Origin of the sequence: Sphingomonas ginsenosidimutans, from assembly GCF_002374835.1 — a bacterium.
Classification (GTDB): domain Bacteria; phylum Pseudomonadota; class Alphaproteobacteria; order Sphingomonadales; family Sphingomonadaceae; genus Sphingomonas; species Sphingomonas ginsenosidimutans.
Window position 1 is genome coordinate 252,400 of the sequence record NZ_NWVD01000004.1, and the last position, 16,691, is coordinate 269,090.

General features: G+C 64.6%; 15 protein-coding genes and 1 tRNA gene. 10 read left to right on the plus strand and 6 right to left on the minus strand.

The genetic code is table 11. The features are described 5' to 3' along the window. The first annotated feature begins 94 nt into the window (after positions 1-94). The 5 genes from COA17_RS11870 (at position 95) to COA17_RS11890 (ending at position 4,564) form a co-directional block, all read left to right on the plus strand. Positions 95-1,519, plus strand: a complete 1,425-nt coding sequence (locus COA17_RS11870; RefSeq protein ID WP_096612644.1) for a M20/M25/M40 family metallo-hydrolase — start codon at positions 95-97, stop codon at positions 1,517-1,519. 179 nt (positions 1,520-1,698) lie between these two features. Continuing rightward, entirely contained in the window at positions 1,699-1,959 is a 261-nt protein-coding gene (locus tag COA17_RS11875) for a hypothetical protein (RefSeq protein ID WP_096612646.1), read from the plus strand. A 30-nt stretch (positions 1,960-1,989) separates the two neighbouring features. Continuing rightward, positions 1,990-2,247 (plus strand): hypothetical protein, encoded by a 258-nt coding sequence (locus COA17_RS11880; protein ID WP_066491114.1) that lies wholly within the window; start codon positions 1,990-1,992, stop codon positions 2,245-2,247. Positions 2,248-2,361: 114 nt separating this feature from the next. Next, positions 2,362-2,438: transfer RNA gene (locus COA17_RS11885), tRNA-Pro, on the plus strand. Between the two features lie 104 nt (positions 2,439-2,542). Next, a complete protein-coding gene (locus COA17_RS11890) occupies positions 2,543-4,564 on the plus strand; it encodes a site-specific integrase (RefSeq protein WP_096612648.1) in 2,022 nt (673 codons plus the stop codon). 393 nt (positions 4,565-4,957) lie between these two features. Here COA17_RS11890 and COA17_RS11895 read toward each other — a convergent pair whose 3' ends face one another. Further along, positions 4,958-5,551, minus strand: coding sequence for a histidine phosphatase family protein (locus COA17_RS11895; RefSeq protein WP_096612650.1), 594 nt, complete (start codon positions 5,549-5,551; stop codon positions 4,958-4,960). A gap of 66 nt (positions 5,552-5,617) precedes the next feature. Between COA17_RS11895 and COA17_RS11900 the strand changes: the two genes are divergently transcribed. Then, positions 5,618-6,859, plus strand: a complete 1,242-nt coding sequence (locus COA17_RS11900) for an HD domain-containing protein (RefSeq protein ID WP_176484885.1) — start codon at positions 5,618-5,620, stop codon at positions 6,857-6,859. Continuing rightward, a complete protein-coding gene (locus COA17_RS18830; protein ID WP_141397085.1) occupies positions 6,843-7,775 on the plus strand; it encodes a nucleotidyltransferase family protein in 933 nt (310 codons plus the stop codon). The genes COA17_RS11900 and COA17_RS18830 overlap by 17 nt, the downstream gene beginning before the upstream one ends. Positions 7,776-7,843: 68 nt before the next feature. Here COA17_RS18830 and COA17_RS11905 read toward each other — a convergent pair whose 3' ends face one another. Together COA17_RS11905 and COA17_RS11910 are read right to left on the minus strand one after the other, a co-directional pair. After that, positions 7,844-9,448, minus strand: a complete 1,605-nt coding sequence (locus COA17_RS11905) for a MobA/MobL family protein (RefSeq protein WP_176484886.1) — start codon at positions 9,446-9,448, stop codon at positions 7,844-7,846. A gap of 287 nt (positions 9,449-9,735) precedes the next feature. Then, the gene (locus COA17_RS11910; protein ID WP_245857731.1) at positions 9,736-11,124 is read right to left on the minus strand and encodes an aminotransferase-like domain-containing protein; all 1,389 of its coding nucleotides are present in this window, start codon (positions 11,122-11,124) and stop codon (positions 9,736-9,738) included. Positions 11,125-11,235: 111 nt separating this feature from the next. Between COA17_RS11910 and COA17_RS11915 the strand changes: the two genes are divergently transcribed. Together COA17_RS11915 and COA17_RS11920 are read left to right on the plus strand one after the other, a co-directional pair. After that, positions 11,236-12,084 (plus strand): PhzF family phenazine biosynthesis protein, encoded by an 849-nt coding sequence (locus tag COA17_RS11915; protein WP_096612656.1) that lies wholly within the window; start codon positions 11,236-11,238, stop codon positions 12,082-12,084. Then, positions 12,084-12,680 carry a DJ-1/PfpI family protein gene (locus COA17_RS11920; protein ID WP_096612658.1) on the plus strand — a complete coding sequence of 199 codons (597 nt, stop codon included), beginning with the start codon at positions 12,084-12,086 and terminating at the stop codon, positions 12,678-12,680. Before COA17_RS11915 ends, COA17_RS11920 begins: the two co-directional genes overlap by 1 nt. Here the strand turns inward: COA17_RS11920 and COA17_RS11925 are convergent. Next, on the minus strand, positions 12,677-13,528 hold the full coding sequence (locus tag COA17_RS11925) for a protein NO VEIN domain-containing protein (protein ID WP_096612660.1): 852 nt from the start codon (positions 13,526-13,528) through the stop codon (positions 12,677-12,679). The two genes, COA17_RS11920 and COA17_RS11925, sit on opposite strands and share 4 nt — an antisense overlap. A 31-nt stretch (positions 13,529-13,559) precedes the next feature. After that, on the minus strand, positions 13,560-14,261 hold the full coding sequence (locus COA17_RS11930) for a helix-turn-helix transcriptional regulator (protein WP_245857734.1): 702 nt from the start codon (positions 14,259-14,261) through the stop codon (positions 13,560-13,562). 90 nt (positions 14,262-14,351) lie between these two features. Here COA17_RS11930 and COA17_RS11935 point away from each other — a divergent pair, with 90 nt between their 5' ends. Next, on the plus strand, positions 14,352-14,921 hold the full coding sequence (locus COA17_RS11935; protein WP_096612769.1) for a glutathione S-transferase family protein: 570 nt from the start codon (positions 14,352-14,354) through the stop codon (positions 14,919-14,921). Positions 14,922-15,454: 533 nt separating this feature from the next. Here COA17_RS11935 and COA17_RS11940 read toward each other — a convergent pair. Next, complete coding sequence (locus COA17_RS11940; RefSeq protein WP_096612664.1) at positions 15,455-16,681, minus strand: winged helix-turn-helix domain-containing protein; 1,227 nt, start codon at positions 16,679-16,681, stop codon at positions 15,455-15,457. Between the last annotated feature and the right edge of the window lie 10 nt (positions 16,682-16,691).

A 16,691-nucleotide genomic window follows, 5' to 3' on the forward strand; every position in this document is an offset into this window, starting at 1 on the left:
TCCGTGTTCGATGCGGTCGGCGGAAATTCCCCGCGCATCTAGGCGTGTCCCGGCGCGTTGGCAAACCGCGCGATCACGGTTACGCCATGGCGCCATGACGTTTCGCCGGATCGCGGCCCGCGCCGCCTGCTCGCTCGCCCTGCCCCTTGCCCTGTCGGCCGCGCCGGCCTGGGGGCAGCGGACCGCCCCGCCCCCGGCCCCGCCGGTCGACCCCAAGGTGGCGGCGCTGCGCGATGCCGCGCTGAAGGACGATCTGGCCTATGCGATCATCGAGGGGCTGACCACCGAGGTGGGCCAGCGGCTGGCGGGCACCGAGGCGGAAGCGCGCGGCCGCGCATGGGGCGCGGCGAAGCTGAAGGCGCTGGGGTTCAGCAACGTGGCGATCGAAACCTATCAGATGCCGGTATGGGTGCGCGGCGAGGAGACGGCGGAGATCGTCGCCCCGGTGCCGCACAGGCTGCATCTGGCCGCGCTGGGCAATTCCGGATCGACAGGGCCGAAGGGGCTGACCGCCGAGGTGGCGGTGTTCCCGACCTATAACGATCTGGCGGCCGCGCCCGACGGCAGCCTGACGGGCAAGATCGCCTATGTCGGCAATGCCATGCAGCGGACGCAGGACGGTTCCGGCTATGGCGCGAACGGCGCGGCGCGGTTCGTCGGCCCCGCGCTGGCCGCGCGCAAGGGCGCGGCGGCGATTGTGATCCGCTCGATCGGCACCGATCACCACCGCCTGCCGCACACCGGCACCACCAACTTCGCCGAGGGTCAGGCGCCGATCCCCGCGGCGGCGCTGTCGGTCCCCGATGCCGAGCTGATCGAGCGGCTTGCGACGCGCGGCCAGCCGATCCGCTTGCGGCTGCTGCTGACGCCGCAGCAGACCGGCATGCACGAATCGGGGAATGTCATTGCCGAGGTCCCGGGGACCGACCCTGATGCGGGGATCGTCCTGATCGGCGGGCATCTCGACAGCTGGGATCTGGGCACCGGCGCGATCGACGACGCCAGCGGGCTGGCGATCACCACCGCCGCGGCCAAGCGCATCCTCGATTCGGGGATGCGCCCGCGCCGCACGATCCGTGTCGTATGGTTCGGCGCGGAGGAAGTCGGCGGGCCCGGCGGGCGCGACTATGCCCGCCGTCACGGCGGCGAGCGCCACGCGCTGGCGGCGGAAAGCGATTTCGGCGCCGACCGCGTGTGGCGGTTCGAAACCGCACTGCCCGACAGCGCGGCGGCGGTCGGTGCGCGCCTGGGCAGCGCTTTGGCACCGCTGGGAATCGTGCGCGGCAATGGCGTCGCGGGCGACGGGGCGGATATCGCGCCGATCATCCGCACCGGCGTGGCGGGCGTCGACCTGAACCAGTCGGGGCTGGATTATTTCGACGTCCACCATACCGCCGACGACGTGCTTGACCGCGTCGAGCCGGAGGCGCTGCGCCAGAATGTCGCGGCGTGGACCGCGATGCTGGCGATCGTCGCCAACGCTCCGGAGGCGATCGGCCCGGTCGTCCGGCCGAAATGACCCGCCCGAATCCGGTCGATCGGCGCCGTCCCGTGCCCGTTGCGGGACATTCGGTTCGTCGCAACCTTTCCCAAAGATGAATTTTGGCCATTGACCCCCGTATTCGGTAGGGTATTGCGGCGTTTCGCGACGGCGTTGGGGTCGGGCGCGATTGGTTTTTGATGCTTGGGAGCATTCCTATGAAGAAGATCCTGCTCGTTGCCGCCGCCGCCGGCCTGATGTCGGTTGCCGCCTGCTCGAAGACGGAAACCCCGGTCGAGAACAACGCCGACATGATCGCCGACAACATGGACGCGATCGCCGACAACCTGGCGGACGTCTCGAACACCACCGCGAACCCGTTCGCGCAGGACAATGCCGAAGCGGCTGCCGAGAACATCCACGGCGCCGCGGACAACGTCCGTGAGGCTGGCGAGGAAGCTGCCGAGAACCACAAGTAAGCTGGTTTCCGACATCGGTTCGGAGGGGTGATGCGGCGCGCCGCCGTCCTGCTGGCGATCGTGGCCCCTTTGGGTGCCACGGCCTGCGGGTCGCCCTCCGAACCGGCGTCGGTCGGTAACAATGCCGAGATGATCGCCGACGCGCTGGAGCGCCGGGCCGACAATCTCGAGGCGATGGCCAGTGCCAGCGCCAATGACAGCGTCGCCGCCATGCTGGCCGGTGCCGCAGACAATCTGGACGATCCGGCGGATAACATCGCAGAGGCGGCGGGCAGCAACGCCCGGTGACGCTCTGGCAGCCCGTATCGTCATGACCATCAGGCGCCCGCGACGGCGCCTTTTTCATTGATGCAACCCGCTTGCGCCGGCTCCCGGCCGCGCCTAGCAACCGCATCCATGCGTCGGGGAGTGGCGCAGTCTGGTAGCGCGCCTGCTTTGGGAGCAGGATGTCGCAGGTTCAAATCCTGTCTCCCCGACCAACTCCCGCTAAGACTTTGATTTCACGTCGCCAACCCGGCGATCGGGAACCGTTGTACCCACGGTTGTACCCATCGCTGTACCCATCGGGGGCCAAGGCGTGGGATTGCCGAACCTGAAACTGCGCGGCGGCAGCTATCATTGGCGGCGCAAGATCATGGTGGCAGGCCGGCCGCTGCCGCTCTCCATTTCGTTACGCACCGGGAATTTTTACCGCGCCCGCCTTATATCCGACCGACTGAGCGTCGCAGTCGAGGGTTTGCGCATGGCCTATGGTCAGTTCACCGGCATGAGCCGCGAGCAGATGAAGCAGGTGTTCGGCGACGCCCTGCGCTGGCAGTTGCAGCGGATCGAGCAGGATCAGGCCGGCAGCCTGGCGGACGCGGGCGATCACGCCACCGCCAACTCGCTTCATGCCGAGGCATGGGAGTTCCTCGCCCGCGGCGGTGTCGCGGCACGCTGGACACTCGACGAGCATCAGCGCCTCGTTGCGAACGGCTGGAGCCCTGCGCAGGCCAAGACCGTCGCGAACATCGTCTTCGATCTTCAGAACGGCGGCACCATTTCCGGTGCGCAGGTGGCGACCTATAGCGCGGCCTTCGGCTTCCCCGTCACGGCGGACAATGTCGGGCGCGTTCAACGCCTGATCTGCAAGGCGAAGGCAGCGGCGTGCCGCGAGGCGACGGCGCGGCTTTCCTGGCGCGAGGACGAAAGCGAGGCATGGATCGACGAGGCACTCGGCGACGACGCCCCCTTCGCTTTCGAACGATCCGGGCCCACCGCCGCCCCGGAGGTCGTCGCGCCTGTCCTGCCTGCCCCGGTTGTGGAAGACGAACCGACGCCGCCGCTACCGATCCGTCCGAAGAAGGATTTGATCGAAGCCAGCGAGGAAGCCATTGCCGAGCACCAGAAGGCCGGCGACTGGGACACCGACACGGTCAAGCAGGTGCGAACCGGCATCCGCCTGTTCGATTATGCCTGCGGCACCGGCATCATGATCGAAGACCTCCAGCAATCGCATGTGAAGGCCTTCACCACGCTGTGCGCCGCCCTGCCGAACCGCTGGGGCCGAACTCGCGAGGAACGCGCCGGCGGCTTCGAGGCCAGCCTTGCCCGTGCCACGACCCTGCCCGCGTCCGAAGTCGGCCTCGGCCAGGTGACCATCAACAAGCATCTGACGTGGGTGACGTCGGTCCTCGACCATGCCGCGGGCGAGGATGGCGATGAAACGGGGCATCGCCCTGCGATCCCGCTTCTGTTCAAGACGGCGCGAAAGGGTGCGGGCAAGGGCCCGCGCAAGGATCGCAAGCGCAAGCGTGACAAGCGCGCCAACTGGACGAAGGCCGAGGTCGCGCGGCTGCTGTCCGCGCCGATCTGGACGGGCACCAAGGGGATCGACCATCGCCTGACGACCGGGACCGAGATCATCCATGACGCCTGGTACTGGTTGCCGCTCATGCTGCCCCTGTATGGCGGCCGCAGCTCCGAACTCGCTGGCCTAGGGCTGGCGGAAGTTCACGAGCAGGACCCGATCCCCTATTTCGTCATCGACTATACTGAGGATCGCGCGCTCAAGAATGTCCAGTCGATCCGCAAGCTGCCGATCCATCCCGAACTGATCCGGCTCGGCTTCATCGACTATATCGGTGAATTGCGGCGCGCCGGCTGCACGATGCTCTTTCCAGAAATGGTGTCGGCCGACTCGGCCAGCTTCGCGAGCACCTTCTACAAGACCGTCTTCAGCAAGTTGCGGCGCTGGGCGTTCCCCGAGGGCACCGAATGGCGTCGCCGTATCGGCGGCGCGTGGAAGGACAAGGACGTCCACAGCTACCGCGGCCTCGCCACCACCATGCTGAAAGGCCGCGTCAGCGACAGCCTGCGGTGCGATATCTTCGGTCACGAAGGCGAAACCGAAACCGCCAGCACCTATGACGATGAGGCAGATCTGGACTTAAAGCTCGGCGCTTTGATGCTGCTGACGCCCCTTACCGCCCAGATCCAGCCCCATCTTCCGATCAGGATCCGGCCATTGGATCGGCTTCGTCACGGCGCGTCGTGGCGGCGACCACGTTTGAAGACCACGAAGTCGGGAAGCTTGAATGGTGCGGCTCCAATCGGGAAGACGTAGGGCCTTCCCTGGCCGACTCACTCCCTCAGCCCGGGTGTTAGAAAGACCCAGAAGACGACATTCAAAGCAGTTTGAGTGAACTCCAAAAGCGGTCGCTGGTTCAGGTTCTCGCCGACGGCCGAACCTGGGCCGTTACGGACCGGCAGGTTCAGGGCCACTGACCGTATTGAACTGCCTTTTGCTTGATCCGGACGGCGGCGGCCGCGTCGCCCTCTGATCGTTCAAGCAAACGAGAACAAGCCGGCCATGCTGTTCTGGCCGAACCTCATGATCACACCCGCAAGTTTGAGCGTCTGACAAAGGCGCTCAACAAACCGGAGAGGGGGACATTAAGCTGATCTCAAATGGCAACTGTAGGCCTGGACTGGCTTACCAGGTCGGCCCCGGCCCAGTTTAGTCGCCTACGCACTCGCTCCCCATCTCTGGTCGAAGATCATACGAAATTACTTCCGGCGAACGCCCGGTTGCGATTACGGTCACCGAACCGTGGCCGACAGCCGCCAATTCTCCCGGTGCCATTCCGAGCAAAATCTTTAGGATGCCTCGGATGACGCCGCTGTGGGTAACCAAAAGGATTTTGCCCGGCGATGTTTCAAGCAAGGAAAGGCCGCCACGGATTCGCTTTTCAAATGCGGCCCATGATTCGCCGTCGGGCGGCGCGAAATGACCCGAGCGCCAGCGGGCATACGAATCTCCCTCTTGCGCGATAATGTCGCCTACCATGCGGCCACTCCACCGACCGACGTCAAATTCGCGCCAGGATGAATCGGTGCGTCCGCCACCGTACCCCGCCAAAGCGGCCGTATCCCGGGTGCGTCGCAGATCGGAACTGATAACCGTATTGAATTGCACACCCCCGAGAAACGCACCGAGCGCGACTGCCTGTTCGCGTCCACGTACAGACAGCGGCCTGTCCGCATGGCCCTGTAGGCGGCGTTCCGCATTCCAGTCCGTTTCCGCATGCCGTACGAGATAAAGTTGTTCCACTCACAGCCTCAATTTCGATGTACGCGTGGCCGCATGCCCGCTCGGAAAATTCGGCGCAATCGGGGAGTGGAATATCGTACGACGCGCAATCATTCATCGCTTAAAGGTAGCCGCTGGCGCACCGGCAGCGTACCTATGGAAAGCACGGAAAGAGGCAGTATCCTCGTGAACGCGCGGATTCGGCCAAGGGGCGTAACATTGTATTTTGACGCATCACCCACTTTTGAACCGGTAACGGACCGTATGATTGGTGAGGAATTCCGACCCTATGATTACCAGCATCCGGTTCCGGCGAGCGTCGCCGGTTCCGATCCACTTCTCCGCGACCTGATGGCTACGGCGGCTTTCAGGCGGCTGGCTGATATCCGTTTTCTTGGCGGTATAGATTATTTCCTCGTTCGCTATCCCAACGGGGCGCTCGGCAACCGTCGATATAATCGACTGCAGCATAGCGTTGGCGTGGCTCACCTCGCCAAGCTTTACGCGGACGTTAAAGGTTTGCGTCTAAAAGAAGCTAGGCTGGCCTACGTGGCCGCCCTTTTGCATGACGTCGGCCACGCCCCCCTCTCGCACACGCTGGAGGCCGCTTTCAAACGGTCGTTTGGAATTGATCATCATATCGCGGGAAGTGAGATCCTTCTAGGGCACTCGCCATATGGTCGAGAAATAACCGATGTTCTCACCTCGTATGGCCTCGATCCTGAGGAAGTCTTAGCCATCGCCAGTGGTGAGCAAGATCGCTTTGACGGCTTCTTTAGTGGACCAATCAACTTTGATACGATTGAAGGTATATTGCGTTCGTGGATGTATGTGAAAAAGAATACGAACGCCGTCACTCCAGAGAAAGTGGTTCTCGCCTCCATAAATCGAGCAAACGACACTGATATGCGAACCGTGGACGCTTTTTGGGAATTCAAGGATCACGCATATCGCTTCATTGTACGGTCGGAGTTTGGGGTGGCCTCCGATTTCCTCTGCGAGTCCATTGTCTTGCAAAACATAACTCGGCTGGAGAGGAATGACTATTTCCTCACTGAAAAGCAGATTTTTAAGAAAATACCCGACCTCAAGCGCCTGCTTCTCAAGTTTCAGTTCCGTCGTCAGAAAGCTCAATCGGAAAGAGAGGAAATCCCCTATAAGGCTAGATTTTTCTCGATCGACCAGCGGTTTGACTTCTATTCACGTAATGATAGAGGTCGTTATACGCAGCGGAAGGAGGACCGGGTGATGAGGGCACCTAATCCCGCCTCTGTGGATGATCTGCCCAGCCCCTCGATACCGGCTTCATTCAATGGACTCGACATTTAGCAAGACGACTGCCGCGTCCAACGACGCGCTAAAAAATCTGCGTGAATCTCTCGAGCCTATCGTTCCAGCCGACGCTGTTGCGCTAACCTGCGGCTCATACTCCCGACGTGAGGCAACTGTCGGTTCTGACCTAGACTTTTACGTCCTCGTGCCAGATGTCCCGGACCATGAGCCCGATTGGTTCACGGAGGCGAAAACCGCGATCACCGCTGTCGTCAAAAAGCCGCCGGCCGCAGGTGGAGCGTTTGACTCGCTTAACCGGATCGAAGAGCTGTTGACCAATTTCGGCGGCAACAAGGATACGAATCAGACGATTACTAGAAGAATGCTCTATCTCCTTGAAGGAGATTATTTGACAAACGAGACTCTTTTTAAAAGTATTCGTCGTAATATCATTGAACATTATGTGAGCGGGACGCGTGAGGATCATAGCATCGCTCAATATCTCCTGAATGATATTATTCGTTATTGGCGAACTATTACCGTTGATTATGCCTTTAAAACGCAAGAAGAGAATAAGCCTTGGGCCATCAGAAACATCAAGCTAGTTTTTTCGCGTAAGCTCATATATGCGAGCGGGCTTTTCAGCGTGGCTATGACTGCGGATCGGAGCCATGACGCAAAGGTCGAGATCCTTGAGAAACTTTTCTCGATGACGCCACTTGATCGACTAATTGATATCTGCGGCGAAAGTCGCACTCGTGGGTTGGTAAAAAGCTATAACCTGTTCCTCAGTCGCATCGACGATGCAGGCACACGGGCTCATTTGGAAGAGCTTCAGAAAAATGAACGGGATACCGACGCCATTTTCCGCGAGCTCAAGAATGAAGGATACCATTTCGCGAGTGAGCTCATGATGGCTTTTGAAAAGACATTTCACTCGACCCATCCGATTCATAGAGCGGTCATCTTCTGATGCGATTGAACATCATTGGTTGAAAATAGCACGATAGTAAATGGATCTTCGGGAATTAGCAGCTTATTCTAATGAATAAGATCGGGGCGCCCCGGTGTCGGCGTCAGCGTATGCACCACCGTTTCAGCCCGCGACCGCGCCATCGTGACAACGACATGGGCAAGTTCGCGCTGAAGCCGCCGCCGGATCAGCCGCCGTTCCAGTCGTTCGTAGCGTTCGAGCGCCGCGACGGCGGCGAGATCATTCGCAACGATGGTGCGGATCAGCGCGAGTTCGCTCACAAGCGCCGCTTCCGCTTCGGTGGCTCGCTTCTCGCGCGCCGCGGCCTCATCGGCGAAGATGCGGCGGGCATTGCGCGATCCGACCTCCGTTTCGATCCCGCGCGACTCCAGACCGATCGCGCGATTGCCCATATGGTCGAGCGGGGTCAGGCCGATGCCATTGTCAGCATAGGTGCCGTGCAGATACCGCACGACGTCCGGTCGATCACCGACCACCTCATTGACGATGGTGATGAAACGCTCGCGCAAAATGCCTGCCGGCGGTGCGTCGTAGCGGACCTTATTCTGGCGCTTCGGATGCGTGACCTTGCCGTTGCGCCGCTCGACATATTCGAAGTCCCAGCAGCCATGCGCGTCGAGCCATTCGGCCGGGCGATCGACGGCATCGACATGGATATGGAAGTTGCGGCGGTCGTTGTGGCGGTCAGGCTGATGGATCGCGCCGACCACCATCCAGCCGTCATCCGCCAGGCTGTCGCAGAAGCGCGACATGATGTCGTGGCGGTCGACCGCTGAAAGACCGTCGGGCAGTTCGCCGACGAACCGGTGTTGGGAGCGCTGGGTCCGGCCCTGCTTCCACGATATGAGATCGCGAGCGAACCTCCTGCGTTCGAACCAATCAAGCCGCTCATAGGCTTCCTCGGCCGACACCTCGGCGATCGTGACCGTGCGATGCCGCTCGGGCCGCCCACGCTCGATCGCCTCGCGCTCGACCTCGGTCGCTTCCGCCTGCAATCGCCGGGTCATCTCGCGGAACCAGGTCGGGGCACCGCCGAACTTCAGCTGATACTCGAAGCTGGTGACCTGCGCGGTCGAGGCTTGCAGCAGGTGCGACTTCGGTGGTGGTGCCGCTCGCTCGGCCGCCTCGAACAGGTTGCGTGCCCGATCCCAGCCGCCAGGGATGTTGGTGTAGCAGGCGAGCTTGTTCTTCTCTGCCCGGGCCTCCTGCTCGTCCAGCATGTCGAGCAGCATCTCGCCGGCCGGATCATCGATGCCGGTCTCGCGCCGGATATACTCGATGTGGGTCGCAAGCCCGATCCTCGCCCCATCGGTCACATAGTCGAAGTGTGCCGCGGCACTCATTCCCCCGCCGCCGCATCGCGGATGAGCGACGCCGTTCCGGGACGGCGGGTGGATCGCCACGACCGCCTTCACGTCGAAATGCGGCACCCGGAACCTGCCCGTCTGCCGGTCACGCCGGGTCAGCGGGCTGGCGGCATGGAAGTCCACCGTCCGCTCGCGGCCGGATGTAAGCGGGCCGACGTGCGAACCGCGGCCCTCGCGATCGTCGCCCTGCGCGCGGAAGCCCGTCCGCTTCAGGGACCCGGCAATCGCTTCCTCGTCCTCGCGCCGCTGCCGGGCGAGAAGCGCACGCACGTGGTGCGCGAACACCGCAGGCTCTTCACCGATGGACCAAGACGACGACATGCCCCTGATTGTCGATGCGTCCCGCGGACCACACAATACCCCCCTCGGACCGCCTTCCGGAAACCGTCAGGTTGGAGGACCCGCCGCGGCCGATCAGGCACCGGCGGCGCACCGTAATTTGGCGGCCCCGCCAAATTGCGCTGTTGCGCCTGAATTTCCTCCTCCCTCACTATGCGGCCGCTTTCCTCGTCGCTCAACGACTTCCGCGCACCACCAATCTGCTCAACGCTACCGCACGTTCGCGCCGGCGGCTATCGGTGCGCGCGGTCCAGGAAAGCGGACAGGCGATCGTCGTCGCTCATCGCGACGTTGAAGCGCATGTGGTCGCGCCACCCGCCGCTGGTGCTGAACACCGGGCCGGGCGCCAGCACGATGCCATCGGCGATGGCGCGGCGGGCGAGGTCGACGGCATCGACGCCGTCCGGCAGCCGTGCCCAGAGGAAGATGCCCGCCGCCGGCTCGATCCACGGCTCGATGCCGACCGCGCACAGCCGCTTGCTCACCCGCGCCGTGGCACGCGCGAGCCGTGCGCGGACGCCCTCAACATGGCGGCGATAGCTGCCGTCGGTCAGCACCGCATGGAGCAGGTTGGCCGCCAGAGGGCTGCCCGCCATCGAGGTGGCGATGCGCAGATCGGCGAGCGCCTCGATCCAGTCCGGCCGCGCAGCGATATGGCCGCAGCGTACCGCCGCCGACAGCGATTTCGAGAAGCTGCCGATGCGGATCGTCCGGTCGAGGCCATCGAACGCGGCCAGCCGCGGCGACAGTGCATGTTCGAAATCGGCGAAGATATCGTCCTCGACGATGACCAGATCGTGTGTATCGGCGATCTTAAGCAGCCGGTGCGCGGTGGCCGCCGCGAGCGAAGCCCCCGTCGGGTTGTGGACGCCCGAGTTCGTCAGATAGAAGCGCGGCCGATGCGTCGCGGTCGCCTCTGCGAAGGCGACGACGTCCGGTCCGCCCGGCGTCATCGGCACGCCGATCACCTTGGCCCGATGTGCTCGGAGCAGAGCCAGAAAGTTGAAGTAGCACGGATCGTCGACCAGCACGGTGTCGCCGGGCTGAAGCAGGAACCGGCACACCAAATCGAGCGCATGGGTGCCGCTGTCGGTCAATAGGATCTGGTCGGGGCCGGTGTAGATACCCTGATCCGCCATCCGCCGCGCCAACAGCGTGCGGAGCGGAAGAGAACCGCGCGGCGAGGCGTAGCCGGCCAGCGTGCCATCATCGATCGTCCGCGCGGTTCCGCGCATTGCCTTGCGTAATGCGTCCCCCGCGAGCCAGTCGTCGGGCAGCCACCCACATCCCGGCTTCAGGTCATGCCGATCTTCACGCAACGACTGACGCAACATCCACAGCGGATCGACCTCCCGTTCGGGCGCGGGTACAAGCCGGTCGAGCGCCAGCGGGGCCAGCGGCGCGGCGACGTAGAAGCCAGACCCCGGCCGCGAGCGGATCACACCATCGCCGGCCAATCGCTCGTAGGCTTCGACGACGGTCGAACGCGCGACGCCGCTCGCCTCCGCCATGGCGCGGATCGAAGGGAGGCGGGCGCCGGGCGTAAGCGTGCGCGCCTCAATACGGTCGCGGATCGTGCGTGCCACCATCGCGGTGCGGGTTTCATCAGGCCGGGCTGCCACCGTGCTGCACCTTCCACCAATACAGTTCGGTCGGATCGTATCGTTCCGTCACTGTCCGCGCCAGCCTGCCGGCGCCTACATCAGGGCAGCACCAATAGGAGATGCCCGCCCGTGACCCGCCCGTTCCACCTCGTCGACGTGTTCGGCACCGACCCGCTGACCGGCAACCCGCTCGCCGTGATCGTCGACGCAGAGGGGCTGTCGGGCGAGGACATGCAGCGCATGGCCAATTGGCTCGACTTCGCGGAGACGACGTTCCTGCTCCAGCCCGACGACACGGCCGCCGATTATCGCGTCCGGATCTTCACCCGCGAGCGCGAGCTACCCTTCGCGGGACATCCGACGTTGGGGAGCGCGCACACCTGGCTCGAAGTGGGCGGGCAGCCGAAGCAGGACGGCGTGGTCGTGCAGCAGTGCGGCGTCGGGCTGGTGACAATCCGCCGTAATGACGATCGCCTGTCCTTCGCTGCCCCGGAACTGCTGCGGGGCGGCGCGCCCGACGAAGCGGATCTAATGCGGGTCGCGGACCTGCTGCGGATTGACCGCGGTGCGATCGTCGACGCCAGCTGGGCGGATAACGGACCGGGCTGGCTGGCTGTCATGCTGGAGTCGGCCGACGCGGTGCTCGCGGTGGAGCCGGTCTGTCCGCCAGCGGGATCGGAGCGGCTGAACGTCGGCGTGGTCGGGCCGCATCGACCTGGTGGCGTCGCATCGTTCGAGGTGCGCGCGATCATTTCGCCGGGCCACGGCAGCCTGCTGGAAGACCCGGTCACCGGCAGCCTCAACGCATCGGTCGGCCAGTGGCTGTTCGCAAGCGGCCGCGCGACCGGCAGCTACGTCGCCGCGCAAGGCACCCGGCTGGGCCGCACCGGGCGCATCCACGTTTCGCAGGACGACGCCGGGCAAGTATGGGTCGCCGGCGCGACGCGGACCCTGTTCCGCGGTTCGGTGCAAGGCTGATGCAGGTCGCGGTCCTCACCTTCGACGGCTTCAACGAACTCGACTCCTTCGTCGCCGCCGCGATCCTCAACCGGCTGCGCCCGCAAGGCTGGACCGCGCACATCACCGCGCCCACCGATACGGTGACGTCGCTGAACGGCGTGACCGTCGACCGCCAACAGCCGCTCGGTTTCGTCGAGGAGGCGGACGCAGTCCTGATCGGCAGCGGCTATCGCACCCGCGAGATTGCCGCCGACCCCGCGATACTGGCGCAACTGCGCCTCGATCCGACGCGACATCTGATCGCGGCTCAATGTTCGGGCACGCTGCTGCTGGCGAAGCTGGGGCTGATCGGAGACCTGCCGGCCTGCACCGATCTAACCAGCAAGCCGTGGGTCGTCGAGGCCGGCGTCACGGTCATCGACGCCCCCTTCGCCGCGCACGGCAACGTCGCCACGGCCGGCGGCTGCCTCGCGGCGCCATACCTCGCCGCCTGGATGATCGCGCGCGGCGGCTCGCCCGACCTTGCGCGCGAGGCGCTGCACTATGTCGCGCCGGTCGGCGAGAAGGACCGCTTCGTCGAGCACGCGCTATCCGTGATTGGCGCCCAGCCTTAGTCCCTAAAGCTGGCCTGAAAACTGGTCGGCATCAGTGACACATGCGCGTGCAGCGGCGGCCGCAACTCGAACCCGCGTGGATCTCGGGCGAAGTTCCAGAGCCGCACAAGGCACCAATCGCGGCGATGCTCTTCCGACACGGACAGTTCGTTGCGGCTGATGTGAAAGGGCGTGCGCTCCCATCCATTGGTGGTCTTCACCTCTATAAGGCGAGGACGACCATCGATCTCGAAGCTAGCGATGTCATAGCCGGCGCCATCGCCATCCTGGTCCGAAACCCAGCGGACGCGATCGGCCAGATCGTCGCGCCCGGCGGCAATAAGCGACGATCGTTCGTGAAGGACGATACGCTCCTCGCCAGCGCGACCGAGCGCACGGTTGCGGGCATCGCGCTCCGCCACGTCGAAGCGCCGGGCGATATGCTGCATCTGTTCCAGTTCATCCGGAGGCGGAACGTTGCCGAGCGTAGGCGGCGGGCCGATCCACAGGGTCGACGCTTCCCGCACACGCGACGGCGACGGTTCCCCGGCTAGCGACAGGCGCGTCTCGGGTGACAGCCACGTCGGATGCGCAGCCAGCCAGCGCGCCACGGCATCGGCCAGCGAGCTCTGGAAGTTGAAGGCGGGCTTGTAGCCGGGGATCCAATCCTCACCGAGCCCCTTTAGGACGGCACTGATATTCTGATGCTTGTATTCAATTGACCCGCGCGGCCTTCCGATCGCCGCCTGCAACCGACGATTATGCTCGGCCTTGCTATAGGGGCGGCCCGCCTCATCATCGGCCAGCATCGCGAAATAGTCGGCGACGATCGCGTCATTTTGTTGATCGGTCCAGTCGCCGGATGCCATCGGCCGAAGCTAGGCCATGCGGGCAAAGCTGTCACGACGAAGTCCGCGCCTGTTCCTCCTGCCGCTTCCATTCCGCCGTCCGCAGTACGACATAATCTCGCAGAAGCTGCACCCGGCGGGGGCGGAAACTGTGTCCGCCACGCTCCAGCGCCTCGATCCGCGGCACCTCAAACGTCCTATGCGCCTCGCGCAACAGGCACCAGCCCACCAGCATCAGCGTCTTCGGGCTGTAGGACATGCCGAGTGGCAGGATCTCGCGCTCGGTCCGCCGTCCCTTCGCGTCCCGATAAGCGATCCGGACGCTGAACTCGTCCCAGCAGGCTTCGCGCAACAGATCGAGGTCGATCGTGATGGCAGCGCGGGGCTCCGGCGGGCGCCACGATCGCATCGTCGCGTGTGCGGCTTGCCGCGCCTGCCGGTCGGGCAAGGTGGCGACGATCCGCGCCAGCGCATTGCGCCCCGCCGTCGCCAGCGGCTCGTCGCCGAAGTCGCCGAGACTCGCGACGCCGAGCATCAGCGCCTCGATCTCCAGCCGAGAGAAGCTTTGCGGCGGCAAGGCCGGGTCCTCGGTCAGCGTGTAACCGTAGCCCGCCGTCCCGTCGATCAGCACACCGCCGGCCCGCAGAGTGGCAATGTCGCGATAGAGCTGCCGCGTCGACACTTCCGTCTCCGCCGCGAGGCGGGTTGCCGTCACTGGCTTGGGTAGCCGCCGCAACGCGTCGAGCAACCGCATCAACCGATCCGATCGTGCCATCCCTACTGCCCGAAACTGTCAGGAGCCTCTCGGTAAATGGACGGCGTCATCCAACGCAAGGAGCAATCGATGCGCACCCTCTATTACTCGCCCAATTCCCGGTCCGACACGGTCGTCGCGCTCGTCCGAATGCTCGATGCCGACATCGAGATGCGCGAGGTGAGAATCGCGCGACAGGACGGGGCGGGCAGCCCCGATCCCGCCAATCCGCACCCGGAGGGCAAGGTGCCCTATCTGACCGACGGCGACGATGCGGTGCGCGAGCGCGGCGCGATCATGCTCTACCTGACCGACGCCTATCCCGATGCCGGGCTCGGGCCGTTGCCCGGTGAGGCCCGGCGCGGCGCCTATCTGTCGTGGCTGTCCTACTATCAGGGCGTCATCGAACCGCTGCTGATCCTGAAGTGGGCGAACGTCAGCCATCCCGCGATCACCGCCGGTCTGCGCGACTTCGATACGATGATCGAGCGACTGGCCGAGCCACTCCGCAAGGGGCCTTGGCTGCTCGGCGAGCGCTTCTCCGCCGCCGACATGCTGTGCAGTTCGCCGTTCTTCTGGTTTACCGACATGATGCCCGCCGACCCGGCGATCCGCGACTGGGTGGCGCGGTGCGCCAAACGGATGGGTGACGGGAAGTAAGACCCCATCGGCCCACAGTCCCGTGACGGTGCCGGACAGGATTCACCTCCTGGATTCGCCATCGATCGGCGGTTGAAAAATACCGCCGACCGATCATCGGCCGCTTGCCATTTTGCGGACCCTTTTGTACCCATCGCTGTGCAACTCGCGGACAGACGAGTTGGTCGTTGACGTGGAATCAACGACTTAGCGGGCCGGGGAAAATTTGGAGGAATCCTGTCTCCCCGACCAACTCCCGCCAAGTTACTGATTTCACGTCGCCAACCCGGCGATCGGGAACCGTCGTGCGCGCGGTCGCAGCTATTTGCGCCATTGTTTGGCATTGGCGAAGCCGAGGTTTCGCGGTGGCAGCGAACAGCCATGGTGGCGGGAGAGCCCTGCCGCTCTCGACCGACTGAGCGACGCCCTGCACTGGTGTGGAGCGGTGAAGTGCTCGGCGATCACAGCCCCTTCGCCCACAAACGGCCCACCCATCGCGCCGGAAGCGCTCGCCGTCCCACCTCCGTTGCCAGCCGTGGCCGGGCGATGCGACCTCAATCGGTGCGCGCCACCACGCCCACCCGGACCACCCCCAGGCCGAGCCAGGCCGCCATCCGATCCAGCTCGATTTGTAGACGCTCCAGGGTATCGGCGGGGGCCGCGGGTTCCAGCGTGATGCGGTGTGCGAGCAGCAGCCCGGCCTGTCGGTCGGCCTTCAGATCGACCCGCGCGACCAGCGCTTCGTCCATCAGGAAGGGCAGCACGTAATAGCCGTGCGTGCGGCGGTCCTGCGGCACATAGATCTCGATGCGATAACGGAAGCCGAACAGGCGCTCGGTGCGGGCCCGCTCCCAGATCAGCGGATCGAACGGCGCCAGCAACGCCGCACTGCGCGCGCGGCGTGATACGCGCGCGTCGCGGTGCATCCAGGCCTTCTGGCTCCACCCTTCGACCCGGACCGGCACCAGTACGCCATCCTCGGCCAGATCGGCGATGGCGTGATCCGCCTCGATCGGCTTCAGCCGGAAATAGTCGCGCAGGTCGCTGGCGGTGGCGACGCCCAGCGCACGGGCGCTGCGTTCGACCAGTGCGCGCTGCGCCGCCTCGGCCGATGGCGTGGGGAGCGCCATCGCCGCCGGCGGGATGACCCGCTCGGTCAGGTCGTAGAGGCGCGCGAAGCTGCCCCGCCGCGTCGCGGTCGTGATCCGCCCGGACCAGAACAGCCATTCCAGCGCGTGCTTGACGTGGCTCCATTCCCACCAGCCGCTGCGGCTCGCCCCGTTCTCGAAATCGGCGGCCGCCAGCGGACCTTCAGCGGCGATCCGTTCGAGCACCGTATCTGCCTCGGCGCGGCGGTCGACCGCGAAACGACGCAGCGCCTGATAACCGATCTCGCCCCGCTCCGCCCGCGCCATCCGCCAGCGGAGCAGCGGGTGCAGTTCGAGCGGCAGCAACGACGCCTCGTGCGCCCAATATTCGAACATCCGGCGCTGACGTAGCGGACCCCACGCATCATCCTCCAGCAGCGCACGGTCATAACCGCCGATCCGGGCAAAGGCCGGCAGATAATGCGCCCGCGTCAGAACGTTGACGCTGTCGATCTGGAAGAGGTGGAGCCGGTCGGCAAGGCTGCGCAAGTGGCGCTTCGACGGGCGCGCGGGGTGCGAACGGCTGAACCCCTGTGCCGCCAATACGATCCGACGCGCGTCCCTTCGAGACATATCCATGGCGAGCGAGGATGGCGTCGGATCGCCTTCGGTCAATATATCCGAGTCCGGCATCAAAGCGCCT

Excerpts from the sequence above, each read along its gene's own strand:
- COA17_RS11925 (WP_096612660.1), bottom strand. The coding sequence starts at position 13,528 with ATGGCATCCGGCGACTGGACCGATCAACAAAATGACGCGATCGTCGCC.
- COA17_RS11875 (WP_096612646.1), top strand. The coding sequence starts at position 1,699 with ATGAAGAAGATCCTGCTCGTTGCCGCCGCCGCCGGCCTGATGTCGGTT.
- COA17_RS11880 (WP_066491114.1), top strand. The coding sequence starts at position 1,990 with ATGCGGCGCGCCGCCGTCCTGCTGGCGATCGTGGCCCCTTTGGGTGCC.
- COA17_RS11920 (WP_096612658.1), top strand. The coding sequence starts at position 12,084 with ATGCAGGTCGCGGTCCTCACCTTCGACGGCTTCAACGAACTCGACTCC.
- COA17_RS11940 (WP_096612664.1), bottom strand. The coding sequence starts at position 16,681 with ATGCCGGACTCGGATATATTGACCGAAGGCGATCCGACGCCATCCTCG.
- COA17_RS11870 (WP_096612644.1), top strand. The coding sequence starts at position 95 with ATGACGTTTCGCCGGATCGCGGCCCGCGCCGCCTGCTCGCTCGCCCTG.
- COA17_RS18830 (WP_141397085.1), top strand. The coding sequence starts at position 6,843 with ATGGACTCGACATTTAGCAAGACGACTGCCGCGTCCAACGACGCGCTA.
- COA17_RS11935 (WP_096612769.1), top strand. The coding sequence starts at position 14,352 with ATGCGCACCCTCTATTACTCGCCCAATTCCCGGTCCGACACGGTCGTC.
- COA17_RS11930 (WP_245857734.1), bottom strand. The coding sequence starts at position 14,261 with ATGCGGTTGCTCGACGCGTTGCGGCGGCTACCCAAGCCAGTGACGGCA.